The organism is Paraburkholderia sacchari, assembly GCF_000785435.2.
Lineage (GTDB): Bacteria > Pseudomonadota > Gammaproteobacteria > Burkholderiales > Burkholderiaceae > Paraburkholderia > Paraburkholderia sacchari.
This window is the reverse complement of record NZ_JTDB02000001.1, coordinates 55,818-68,175: the sequence shown is the minus strand read 5'-3', so window position 1 is coordinate 68,175 and position 12,358 is coordinate 55,818. Positions and strand designations below refer to the sequence as shown.

Genomic DNA, 12,358 nt, shown 5'->3' with positions numbered 1-12,358 from the left:
TGGAGACGAGCCATGCGCAAACTCATTCTGGGTATCGTCGAATTCCGCGAGAAAATGCTGCCCCACTACGCGGAGCAGTTCAACAAACTGGCGCTCGCGCAGACGCCCGATGCGCTTTTCGTCACGTGCTCCGATAGCCGGGTCGTGCCGGACCTGCTGGCCTCGACGCATCCGGGCGATCTGTTTACGATGCGCAACGTCGGCAATCTAATACCGCCGGCGACCACGGACGGCGTCTCGACCGGCGACCTTTCCGAGGCAAGCGCGATCGAGTATGCCGTGCTGGTGCTGAAAGTCGCGAATATCGTCGTGTGCGGGCATTCCGAGTGCGGCGCGATGAAATCCGTGTATTCGCGCAACGCCAAGGTGAAGTCGCCGAACCTCGATAAATGGCTGTGTCACGCCAACAATGCCGCGTTTCGCCTCGAACAGGAGGGGCCGCTCGATGGCAGGCTCAAACCGCACGATCAGTTGTCTCAACTGAACGTGCTCGTGCAGCTCGAGCATCTGATGACCTATCCGATCGTGCGCCAGCAGGTCACGGCCGGGGCGCTCGTATTGAGCGGCTGGTGGTTCGACATCGCGACGGGCGACATGTATGCCTATGAGCGCTCGAGCCGCTCATTCGAAGTCATCGACCGCGCCATGGCGGAACGGATGATTGCGCGCCTTGCCGCTCGTGCGCGCTGAAGCCGCGCGAAGCGCTTCTGCGTGAGGCTGGGGCGCCCGGCCCGCCCTCATCGGCCCCGCACGCGCGCGGCCTGCCAGTTCGACTCGCGCGCGAATTCGACGAATGAGCTCAGGTAGTCGACCACGGCGTCGCCTTCGCGCGTGCCGAGGAAAATCTGCTTGGCGATGCCCTGCTTGCCGAGCTTCACGATCGCGAGCGGCATGCGGTCCGCGTACTCCTCGGCAAGCCATCTCGGCAGCGCCGCCACGCCGCGCTGGCTCGCGACCATCTGCAGCATGATGTCGGTGGTCTCGATCGTCTTGTGCCGGCGCGGCACGATGCTGGCGGGACGCAGGAACTGGTTGTAGATGTCGAGGCGGTCGGTCTCCACGGGATAGGTGATGAGCGTTTCGTTGACCAGCTGTTCCGGCTTCACGTAGCGCTCGCGCGCCAGCCGATGATTGTCCGCGACCACCAGCACCTGCTCGTAGTCGAACACCGGCTCGAAGCGCAGCCCGGGACGGTTGAGCGGATCCGGCGTGACCAGCACGTCGACGTCGTAACCGATCAGCGCGCCGATGCCGCCAAACTGAAACCGCTGCTTCACATCGACGTCCACATCGGGCCAGCGCGCCAGATATGGTTGGACCACCTTGAGCAGCCATTGATAGCACGGCGCGCATTCCATGCCGATGCGCAGCGTGCCGCGCTCGCCCGCCGCGTATTGCTTCATGCGTTCTTCGGCGAGTTCGAATTGCGGCAGCAGCCGCTCCGCGAGCGACAGCAGATAGTGCCCGGCCTGGGTCAGCCGCAGACTGCGGCCTTCGCGGTCCCAGATCTGCGTACCGAGCTGCTGCTCGATTTTCTTGACCGTATGGCTCAGAGCCGACTGCGTGAGGAAAAGCGACTCCGCGGCTGCGGTGAGCGAGCCCTGGCGGGCGACTTCACGGACGATGACGAGGTGGACGCGCTCGAGCATGAGAAAGGATAACTGGACGAAAGATGAAAAAATCTAATGGATAAATGAAATAATGCCATTTTTCTTCATCGTCAGTAAGCCCTATCATCGCCCACTTCGGAAGCTTTTCCGCACTTTTCATCGGATGGCAGCGCACATGGTCACGACACACAACCTCGGCTTTCCGCGCATCGGCGCACAACGCGAGCTGAAATTCGGCCTGGAAAAATACTGGAAGGGCGAGTTTTCGCGCGACGAGCTGAAGGCGCTGGGCGCCGAATTGCGCGCGCGCCACTGGGCGGAGCAGCAGGCGCTCGACCTCGTGCCGGTCGGCGACTTCGCGTTCTACGACCAGGTGCTCGACATGAGCTTCACGCTCGGCAACCTGCCGGAGCGCGTGCAGGGCTTTCACGGCGACAAGCTCGACAACTACTTCCGCGTCGCGCGCGGCCGAACGGCCGCGGGCGCGCAAGAGCACGCGGGATGCTGCGGCGGCGTGGCCGCTGGCGAAATGACGAAGTGGTTCGACACCAACTACCACTACATCGTCCCCGAGTTCACGGCCGACACGAAGTTCAATCTCGACTTTTCGCGCCTCTCGGAGCAACTGCGCGAAGCGCGGGCGCAGGGCGTGAAGGCCAAGCCGGTCATCATCGGTCCGCTGACCTACCTGTGGCTGGGCAAGGCCAAGGACGGGGTTGGCAAACTCGCGGACAAGCTCGCGCTGCTGCCCCGCATCATGCCCGTGTACCGCGCGATGCTCGACTACTTCAAGGTGATGGAGGTCGAGTGGGTGCAGATCGACGAGCCCGTGCTCGCGACGGAACTCGATCCGGCGTGGCGCGAGGCGTTCGTGACGGCCTACGAGGGCTTCGAAGACCGCAGCGTCAAGCTGCTGCTCGCGACGTATTTCGGTCAACTACAGGAAAACCTCGACCTCGCATGCAAGCTTCCGGTGGACGGCCTGCATATCGACGCGATCAATGCCCGCGCCGAGGTCGCGCTGGCCGCGCAGAAGCTGCCCGCGCAGAGCGTGCTGTCGGTGGGCGCGATCAACGGCCGCAACATCTGGAAGACGGACCTGAACGCCGCGCTCGAATGGCTCGCGCCGCTTGCGCAGCAACTGGGCGACCGACTGTGGATTGCGCCGTCGTGCTCGCTGCTGCATGTGCCGGTCGATCTCGCGAGCGAGGAAAAGCTCGACGCCGAGATCCGCTCATGGCTCGCTTTCGCGCTGCAAAAGCTCGACGAAGTGAAGCTGCTGGCGACGGCGCTCAACGAAGGCCGCAGCGCCGTGGCCGCGGAGCTTGCCGCCAACGCCGCCGCAATCGACGCTCGCCGTCATTCGCCGCGCGTGAACAACCCGGCGGTGAAGGCCGCGATTGCCCGCATTGACGCGAACCTCGGCAATCGCCAGCACGCGTATGCCGAACGCGCCGCGAAGCAGGCCGCGCTGCTCGCGTTGCCCGCGTTCCCGACCACGACGATCGGCTCGTTTCCGCAGACCGGCGAAATCCGCCAGGCGCGCAGCCAGTACAAGAGCGGCGCGCTCGACGGCGCAGGCTATCGCGCCGCGATGCGCAAGGAGATCGAGCGCAGCGTGCGCGAGCAGGAGGTGCTGGGGCTCGACGTGCTCGTGCACGGCGAAGCCGAGCGCAACGACATGGTCGAATACTTCGGCGAGCAGCTCGACGGCTACGCGTTCAGCCAGTTCGGCTGGGTGCAGTCGTACGGCTCGCGCTGCGTGAAGCCGCCCATTCTGTTCGGCGACATCAGCCGCCCCAAGGCGATGACGGTCGAGTGGATCGCCTACGCGCAATCGCTCACGAACAAGCCGATGAAGGGCATGCTCACAGGCCCGGTGACGATCCTGAACTGGTCGTTCGTGCGCGACGACCAGCCGCGTTCGGTGTCGTGCTACCAGCTCGCGCTGGCGATTCGCGAAGAAGTGCTCGACCTCGAAAAGGCCGGCGTGCGCGTGATCCAGATCGACGAAGCCGCGTTGCGCGAAGGGCTGCCGCTGCGCCGCGCGCAATGGCCCGAATATCTGCGCTGGACGGTGGAATCGTTCCGCATCACGGCGAATGGCGTGGCCGACGAAACGCAGATCCACACGCATATGTGCTATTCGGAGTTCAACGACATCATCGCGTCGATCGCCGATATGGACGCCGACGTGATTACGATCGAGACCTCGCGCTCGGACATGGAGCTGCTCGACGCATTCGATAACTTCAGGTATCCGAATGAGATCGGCCCGGGTGTGTACGACATCCACTCGCCGAACATCCCGACGCAGGAGCACATCGTGCAACTGATGCAGAAGGCGGCCGAACGCATTCCGGCCCAGCGGCTGTGGGTGAATCCCGATTGTGGCCTGAAGACGCGTCAGTGGGCCGAAGTGATTCCCGCGCTGACCAACATGGTGGCGGCAGCCAGGGCGCTGCGCAGCCAGGCGCACTAAGCCGGCACAGGCATCAGCATCAGCGCCAGCACCTGGCCGCCGTGCGGCGTTTAGTCGGTCTCGCGGCGCTCGCGCCAGGTGCGCAGCAGCAGCGCGTTGGTCACGACGCTCACGCTCGAAAACGCCATGGCGGCGCCCGCGAGCATGGGATTCAGGAGCCCGAGCGCCGCGAGCGGAATCCCGATCAGGTTGTAGAAGAACGCCCAGAACAGGTTCTGCTGGATCTTGCGCCAGGTGCGCCGCGAGATATCGATGGCGGCGGCCACGAGCGCGGGGTCGCCGCGCATGAGCGTGACGCCCGCGGCCTGCATGGCGACGTCGGTGCCGGTGGCCATGGCGATGCCGATGTCGGCGGCGGCCAGCGCGGGCGCGTCGTTGATGCCGTCGCCCGCCATCGCGACCACCGCGCCCGTGCGGATCTTCAGATCGCGGATCGTGCTTGCCTTGTCGTCGGGCAGCACCTGCGCGTGAATCTCGTCGATGCCGAGCTGCGCCGCCACCGCGCGCGCGCTGCCCGCGTTGTCGCCGGTCACGAGCACGCTGCGGATGCCCATCGACTTCAGGCGTGCCACCGCTGCGCGCGCCGTGGGCTTCACCGTGTCGCCGAAGGCGAGCAGCGCGAGCACCGCGAGTGTCGAATGGGCTTGCCCGTCGCGCGGCGTCTGCGCAGGCGCGCCCGCGGATGCGCCCATCAGCCAGGACACCGTATTGCCTTCGGATTCGAGCACCTGGGCGCACGCCGCAAGCGCGGGCGGCACGGCGAGTTCGAGCTCCGAAACCCAGCGCGCGCTGCCGATCGCTAGATAGCGGCCGTTCACTTCGGCTTCCACGCCGCGTCCGGGCACCGCGCGCGCATGCGCGGCGGCGGGCAGCGTCACGTTCGAATCCCCCCCGGCACCCGCGGCTTCCGCGCTGAATGTCTTCACCACGGCCTTCGCGAGCGGATGGTCGCTGTGCTGTTGCACGGCGGCGGCGAGCATGAGCGCCTCGGCGCGCTCGATCTCGCCGGCCGTTTCGAACGCCGTGAGCGAGGGTTGGCCGAGCGTGAGCGTGCCGGTCTTGTCGAAGGCCACGATGCTCACGTCGTGCGCCGTTTCCAGCGCTTCGGCGTCCTTGATCAGCACGCCGTGGCGCGCGGCCACGCCGGTGCCGGCCATGATCGCGGCCGGGGTGGCGAGCCCGAGCGCGCAAGGGCAGGCGATCACGAGCACGGCCACCGCGTTGAGGATCGCGGTTTCGGCGCTCGCGCCCGCGAGCAGCCAGCCGCCCAGCGTGATCGCCGCAATCGCGAGGATCGCGGGCACGAATACGGCGCTCACGCGGTCGACGAGACGCTGGATCGGCGCCTTCTCGGCCTGGGCGCTTTCCACGAGGCGGATGATGCGCGCGAGCGTGGTTTCCGCGCCGATGGCGGTGGTGCGCACGGCCATCAGCCCTTCGCCGTTGATCGAGCCGGCCGTGAGACGGTCCTCGGGGGCCTTCGGCACGGGCAGGCTTTCGCCGGTGATGAGCGATTCGTCGACGTGGCTGCGGCCTTCGAGCACGACGCCGTCGGTCGGCACGCGCTCGCCCGGCCGCACCACGACCACGGCGCCCACGCGCACTTGCGCGAGCGGCACTTCGCGCTCCACGCCGTTTTCGCGGATGCGCGCGCGCTCGGGGCGCAGCGCGTTGAGTGCGCGGATGGCGTCCGTGGTCTGGCGCTTCGCGCGCGCTTCGAGCCACTTGCCGAAGCGCACCAGCGTAATGACGACCGCCGACGCCTCGAAGTACAGATGCGCTGCGTCGCCGGGGTGCGCGAGCATCGCGTAGACGCTCACGCCCCACGCCGCCGTGGTACCGAGCGCCACCAGCAGGTCCATGTTGCCGGCGCCCGCGCGCACGGCCTTCCAGGCGGCGCGGTAAAAGCGCGCGCCGAAGCCGAACTGGACGATGGAGGCGAGCACGAGCTGCACGGCGGCCGGCAGCATCCTGTGCCAGCCGAGCCAGTGGCCGAACATCGGCATGACGAGCGGCGCGGTGAGCGCGGCGGCGATCAGCACGTCGCGCAGTTCGCGGCGCGCGGCGGCGTCCGCTGCTGCGGCGCGCGATGAGCCAGCGCCGGTTGCGCCCGCGTCGGCTGCGGCGTGGATTTCGGTGGAACCGGCGGTTGCGGCGGCGGGCGCGTCATCGACGAGCGGCGTGGCCTCGTAGCCGGCCTTTTCCACGGCCGCCACGAGCTGAAGCGCAAGCGCCTCGGGTGTGTTCCCACCCGCTTCGGCATGAGTTTCGACGGTGGCCTTCTCGGTGGCGAGATTGACCGACGCGCGCGTGACGCCGGGCACCTTCGCGAGCGCCTTCTCGACGCGCATGGCGCACGAGGCGCAAGTCATGCCGCGGATTTCGAGCTCGGCGACACGGCGCCCGGCACGCTCGCCGGTTTCTGCAACGAGGGAATCGTTCATGGTGATGACGCGCAAACGCGATAAGTATTCAATGTTACGCAGTATCTACGTTCCCATCATGGGAAGGTCAAGGACAGCACTCGCGGCAAGGCAGAATTCCATCCGGCAGACTGGTCAGGGGCGGATACGGACGATACGATACGACTCGGCGGCATTGGCACCATGCTGCGCGCATCGGAATGCGGCCCGGGGGGCCGGCGCGCAGCGTCGGAAGCCGGTCGACGTCAATTCATGGACCGCCTGCTTCGCACATAATCAAGTAATGAAAAAAATACGCCGCACCATTCCTTTGTTTCGCGCCTGGGCCGCGCTGGCCGGTGTCGCCCTCATTGCCGGATGCGCGTCGGCGCCCCAGGGCGCCGGGTCGAAGGGCAATGGCTGGGTCAAGGACGAAGTGTCCGACTCCTATGTATTCGGTTATCCGCTCGTGCTGATGGACATCTCGCGCGAAGCCGCCACCGGCAACTCGCCCGGCCAGGCCGAGCCGAATACGCTGCGCCACGCGCAATCGCTGCCGCCGGTCGGCGCCACGACGCCGCCCGAACCCAATCTCGACACGCTGGCTTCCTCCGGCTGGCTCGACGTGAGCCGCGAGCCCGTGCTCGTTGCGCTGCCCGACACGCATGGCCGCTATGCGGATGCGCGCGCGGTCGACATGTGGACCAACGTGCTCTGGTCGACGGCGACGAAAGGCAATGAGCGCGTGAGCGGTCTGAAGGCGCAAACGATTGCGTTCGTGCACGCGGGCTGGAAGGGCGCGCTGCCCGCGCGTGCGAAGCGCGTGGACGTGACCACGCGCTACGTCTGGTTCGTCGCGCGCATCGAGACGCGTGGCGGCGGCGACCTCGCAGCCGCGCGCCGCGTGCAGCGCGGCATCCGCGTGGCGCCGCTCTCCGCATGGAACGGGAGCGGCAAGCGCGTCGCGCAGGCCGACCCGCAAACGGGCGCGGGCCTGGCCGGCGATCCCGTCGCGGCAGGCGCGCCTGCCGCGCAGATTGCGGCGCTCGACGCCAACGGGTTCTTCAGCCGCCTCGCGCTCGCGCTGGAGGACAACGCGCCGGCGCCCGACGACCCGCACGCGCTCAAGATTCTCGGCGACATCGGCGTGCATCCCGGCGATCCGGTGCAGCTGCCGTCCGGGACGAAGGATGCGGCCGGCGTGAGCACGGGTTTCGCCAACGGCCGCGCGCGCGTCGCCGCGCCGCCTTCGAATCTGCTCGCCGGCAACGGCTGGCTATGGGTGGGCGACGACGCGGGCCATTACGGCACCGACTACGCGCTGCGCGCCTACGCGGCTTACGCGTCGCCGGGCCTGCCCACGAGCCGCGACGAAGCGCGCGCCCGCGTGTCCCAGGACAGCGACGGCCACACGCTGAACGGTGCGAACCGCTACGTGATCCATTTCAGCGCGAAGCAGTTGCCGCCGGTGCGCGGCTTCTGGTCGATCACGGCTTATACGCCCGAGGGCGCGCTCGACAGCGACGCGTCCGTGCGCGTCGCGTTTGGCGACCGCAACGGCGCGCGGCGCAACCGCGATGGTTCGCTCGACGTGCTGGTGAGCGCGGAGCGGCCGCGCGGCGGCGCCAACTGGGTGCCGGTGCCCAAGGGCGACTTCCGCCTCGTGCTGCGCATGTACGCGCCGAAGCCCCAGGTCACGGACGGCTCCTGGCAGCCGCCGGCGGTCGAGCGCCAGTAAGCGGTTAGCGCAGCGATAGCAGCCATAACGGCGGTCACGCGCGCGCGGCAGCGCGGCGGACCGCCGTCCCCGCCACAGAGCAGCCGCGCCGGCGCGCGCCGCTGCCAGCCCCGCATCCTTCCGGCGTTTTGTCGACGCTCAATGTGTCATCGGGCCTATACTTTCGGCTGTCGGATTCCCCGGCATTCCATCCGGTTTTACTATCTTCACTAGCCGCGGCGAGCCTTTCGCCGCGTCATTGGCCAGCAAGCATGGCAAGCCTCAACAAAGCATCGCTGACGACTTCGTTGCAATCGGTGCGCGCCGTGGCGCGCGCTCCGCGCACACGGCGCATCTTCACCGGCATCGCGATCTTTCTCGTGGTGTTCGGCCTGCTCGGCTTTTTCGCCGCGCCGCCGCTGATCCGGCACATTGCCGAACAACAGTTGAGCAAGCAACTCGACCGGCCCGTTTCGATCGCGCGCATCGGCCTCAATCCTTACACGCTTCGGCTTGAAGCGGACCGCGTGCACATCGGCGAGCGCGGCGGCCAGGGCGACTTCTTCGATGTCGAAAAGCTCGTCGTGCAGGCGTCGTGGTCGTCGATCTTCCGCGCGGCGCCAATCGTCGACGAGGTGCGGCTCGATTCGCCGCGCGCGACCGTCGTGCGACTCGACGCGCAGCGCTTCAACTTCTCGGACCTCATCGAGAAGTTCTCGAAGCCTTCCGAAAACCCCAGCAGCAAGCCCGCGCAATTCGCGGTGTCGAACATCCACATCGAGAACGGCCAGATCACTTTCGACGATCGCCTGCTCAAAGAAAAGCATGTGATCGACCGCTGGTCGCTCGGCATTCCGTTCATCGCCACGCTGCCTTCGAAGACCGATATCTTTGTCCAGCCGATGCTGCGCGCGCGCATCGACGGCGACAGCACGCTCGCCATCGACGGCAGGACCAAGCCGTTCGCGGCGTCGCGCGAGTCCGAGGTCGAACTGCGTCTCGCCGATCTCGATCTGCCCAAGCTGCTCACCTATGCGCCCACCAAGCTGCCGGTGACGCTCAAGAGCGGCAAGCTCTCCACCAACCTCAAGCTCGCGTTCGTGATGTCGGGCGAGAAGCCCACGCTGCGCGTTTCCGGGACCACCGACCTCAACGATATCGACGCCACCGACAACGCCAACGCGCCGCTGTTCGGCGCGCGCAGCCTGCATGTGGCGGCAGCCTCGCTCGAGCCGTTCAGCAACGTCTATCGCTTCGATACGATCCGCATCGACGCGCCCAAGGCCTGGATCGCGCGCGACAAGGCGGGCGTGCTCAGCGTCGAGAAGCTGGCCGGCGCACCGGTGGCGAAGGCCGACGCGGCCACGGGCAATGCCACGGCGCAGTCTCCTGCGCAGTCTCCTGTAAAAGGCGAGCAGAAAGGCGCCGCGAGCGCGGTCGCGGCGGTCCCGCCCGCGGCGTCGGGCGCCCAGGCCGCGCCCGCGCCCAAGGCGCCGCCGCTCGACCTCTCGATTCGCCAGTTCGCGATCGTGGATGGCACCGTGCATGTGCACGACGAAGCGGCGTCGCGCCCGGTGGATCTGGATCTCGGCAACGTCGCCACGACGCTCGCGAACTTCTCGACCGTCGCGAAGGCGCCCGCCGACTACACACTCGCGTTTCGCGCGCCCGACGGCGGCACGGCGCAGGTCTCGGGCCGCCTCGGCCTCGCCGCGAAGAGCGCCGAGGCGAAAGTCGTCCTGCACAACGTGACGTTGCCGCAAGTGCAGCCGTATCTCGACGGCGTGAGCGCCGCGCAGATCCTCGACGGCAAGCTGAGCCTCGACTCGACCATCAAGGCCGACTGGGCGAAAGAGCCGGCCGCCGTGAAGGTGGATGCGAGCACGCTGGATCTGGAAGCGCTCAAGCTCGCTGCGCGCGGTTCGAAGGCGCCGCTCGTGGCGCTCGCGAAGGGCACGGTGCAGGTGAGCGCGGTCGATCTGGCGGCGCGCACCGCGCAGATTGCGTCGGTGAATACGAGCGGTCTCGCCGTCAACGTCGAGCGCAGGAAGGACGGCAAGATCGATCTGCTGGAGCTTGCGCAAGGCCGCCAGGCCGCGCCCGAGCGCACGGCGATTCGCGCGGCGCAGAAGTCGGTGAAGGAAGGCCCGGCGTGGCGCTACAAGATCGACGCGCTGAACGTGAGCGGCGGCTCGATTAACTTCACGGACAGCACGACGCCGCGCCCGGTCACGCTCGCCGTCGCGCCGCTCGATCTGAAGGTCCAGCAAATCAGCGACGACATGAAGCACGCGCTGCCCATCGACCTGAAGGCGACCGTCAACAAGAAAGGCACGCTCGCGCTCAACGGCGACTTGAACCCCACGCCGCTCACGGCGAAGTTCAAGATCGACGCGAACCGGCTCGACGCCGCCGCGTTCGAGCCGTACTTCGGCAGCCAGCTCAACGCGGTGATCGCGAGCGCGCTGCTCAACATGAACGGGCAGCTTGCCGTGGAGCAGGGCAAGGCGCTCAAGGCGAACTATCGCGGCGACGCGGCGCTCGTGGACGTGCGCATGCTCGACAAGGCGACCTCCGACCCGTTCGCGGGCTGGCGCTCGCTCGCGCTTTCGAACCTGAAGGCGAGCTACGACGACGCGCGCGGCACCGACGTGGACGCGAGCCGCGTGACCTTCAGCGGCTTCTACGGGCGCGTGCTGCTCGACGCGCAAGGCAAGCTCAATCTCAAGGACGTGGTGGCGCACGAGAGCGGCCAGGCGCAGTCGCTCACGCGCGACGCGAGCGGCCACGAACCGGTGCCGCTGTCGCCAGCGGCGGCCAGTGCGCCGGTTGCACCGGTTGCGCCGGTCGCGGCCGCTTCTGCGCCAGCATCGGCTTCCGCACCGGTCCCGGCGTCCGCTACGGTCACCGCCGCGCAGCCGCCCAGGCATCCGGTGCGCCTGCATTTCGGCGAACTCGTGCTGCAAAACGGCCGCGTGACCTACACCGACAACTTCATCAAGCCGAACTACAGCGCCAACCTCGTGCAGATCCAGGGCACGGTGGGCGCGTTCGGCACCGAGTCGACCACCTCCGCGCCCGTCGACGTGTCGGCCAAGCTCGCGGCGAACGGACCGATCGCCATCAAGGGCTCGGTGAATCCGCTCGTTGCGAAGCCCGAGCTCGACATCACCGCGAGCGCACACGACATCGAACTCACCAATCTCACGCCGTATTCGGCCAAGTACGCGGGCTATCCGATCACGAAGGGCAAGCTCAACGTCGACCTGCACTACCAGCTCGCGAACGACCAGCTCACGGCGAACAACCATCTGTTCATCGACCAGCTCACGTTCGGCGACCACGTCGAGAACGACACCGCCACCAAGCTGCCCGTGCGTCTGGCGATTTCGCTGCTCAAGAACCGGCGCGGCGAGATCGACGTGAACATTCCGGTGTCTGGCTCGCTCTCGAACCCGGAATTCAGCCTCGGCGGCCTGATCTGGCATGCGGTGCTCAATCTGATCGCGAAGGCCGTGACCGCGCCGTTCGCGCTGCTCGCGAATGCGTTCGGCGGCGGCGGGGAGGAGCTCGGCTACGTGGAGTTCGACGCCGGCTCAGACAAGCTTTCCGACGCCGACAACAAAAAACTCGACACGATCGCGAAGGCGCTCGACGACAAGCCGTCGATCAAGATCGACCTGATCGGCCGCGTCGACCCGGCCGTGGACACGCCCGCGCTGCGCGAGAAGTATGTGGACCGCCTCGTGCGCAGGCAGAAGGTGAAGGACACCGTGGGCAACGGCGAGAGCGTGGATATCTCGCAGGTGCAGGTCGATCCGAAGGAGTACGAGAAATACCTCACCAAGGCCTATAAGGATGCCGACTTCAAGAAGCCGCGCAACATGGTGGGCCTCACGAAGACACTGCCGGCCGACGACATGAAGCAGGCGCTCGCCGAGCACGCGCCCGTGGACGACGCCACGCTGCGCGACCTCGCGCAACGGCGCGCGCAGGCCGTGCAGCAGTACTTCGAAGGCAAGGTCGACTCGAGCCGCGTGTTCGTGGTGGCGCCCAAGCTCGACGCGACGGGCATCACCGACAAGGGCGCGACCACGCGCGTGGACTTCGGGCTCAAATGACGGCAACCATGCGGGACGTGTTTTCC

General features: G+C 67.3%; 6 protein-coding genes. 4 read left to right on the top strand and 2 right to left on the bottom strand.

Going from position 1 to position 12,358, the window contains the following annotated elements; translation table 11 throughout:
• The first annotated feature begins 12 nt into the window (after window positions 1–12).
• Window positions 13–690: a carbonic anhydrase gene (locus NH14_RS00250; protein ID WP_035530182.1), complete on the top strand. Its 678-nt coding sequence runs from the start codon at window positions 13–15 to the stop codon at window positions 688–690.
• Window positions 691–737: 47 nt separating this feature from the next.
• Here NH14_RS00250 and NH14_RS00245 read toward each other — a convergent pair whose 3' ends face one another.
• On the bottom strand, window positions 738–1,649 hold the full coding sequence (locus tag NH14_RS00245; protein ID WP_035530184.1) for a LysR family transcriptional regulator: 912 nt from the start codon (window positions 1,647–1,649) through the stop codon (window positions 738–740).
• Between the two features lie 136 nt (window positions 1,650–1,785).
• Between NH14_RS00245 and metE the strand changes: the two genes are divergently transcribed.
• Window positions 1,786–4,092 (top strand): 5-methyltetrahydropteroyltriglutamate--homocysteine S-methyltransferase, encoded by a 2,307-nt coding sequence (gene metE / locus NH14_RS00240; RefSeq protein ID WP_035530186.1) that lies wholly within the window; start codon window positions 1,786–1,788, stop codon window positions 4,090–4,092.
• Between the two features lie 50 nt (window positions 4,093–4,142).
• Here the strand turns inward: metE and NH14_RS00235 are convergent, their stop codons facing one another.
• The gene (locus NH14_RS00235; RefSeq protein WP_035530320.1) at window positions 4,143–6,536 is read right to left on the bottom strand and encodes a heavy metal translocating P-type ATPase; all 2,394 of its coding nucleotides are present in this window, start codon (window positions 6,534–6,536) and stop codon (window positions 4,143–4,145) included.
• A 262-nt stretch (window positions 6,537–6,798) separates the two neighbouring features.
• Between NH14_RS00235 and NH14_RS00230 the strand changes: the two genes are divergently transcribed.
• Both NH14_RS00230 and NH14_RS00225 read left to right on the top strand, forming a co-directional pair.
• Window positions 6,799–8,232, top strand: a complete 1,434-nt coding sequence (locus tag NH14_RS00230) for a DUF1254 domain-containing protein (protein ID WP_035530188.1) — start codon at window positions 6,799–6,801, stop codon at window positions 8,230–8,232.
• 251 nt (window positions 8,233–8,483) lie between these two features.
• On the top strand, window positions 8,484–12,332 hold the full coding sequence (locus tag NH14_RS00225; protein WP_035530190.1) for a DUF748 domain-containing protein: 3,849 nt from the start codon (window positions 8,484–8,486) through the stop codon (window positions 12,330–12,332).
• Window positions 12,333–12,358 lie beyond the last annotated feature (26 nt).

Excerpts from the sequence above, each read along its gene's own strand:
- NH14_RS00250 (WP_035530182.1), top strand. The coding sequence starts at position 13 with ATGCGCAAACTCATTCTGGGTATCGTCGAATTCCGCGAGAAAATGCTG.
- NH14_RS00245 (WP_035530184.1), bottom strand. The coding sequence starts at position 1,649 with ATGCTCGAGCGCGTCCACCTCGTCATCGTCCGTGAAGTCGCCCGCCAG.
- metE (WP_035530186.1), top strand. The coding sequence starts at position 1,786 with ATGGTCACGACACACAACCTCGGCTTTCCGCGCATCGGCGCACAACGC.
- NH14_RS00235 (WP_035530320.1), bottom strand. The coding sequence starts at position 6,536 with ATGAACGATTCCCTCGTTGCAGAAACCGGCGAGCGTGCCGGGCGCCGT.
- NH14_RS00230 (WP_035530188.1), top strand. The coding sequence starts at position 6,799 with ATGAAAAAAATACGCCGCACCATTCCTTTGTTTCGCGCCTGGGCCGCG.
- NH14_RS00225 (WP_035530190.1), top strand. The coding sequence starts at position 8,484 with ATGGCAAGCCTCAACAAAGCATCGCTGACGACTTCGTTGCAATCGGTG.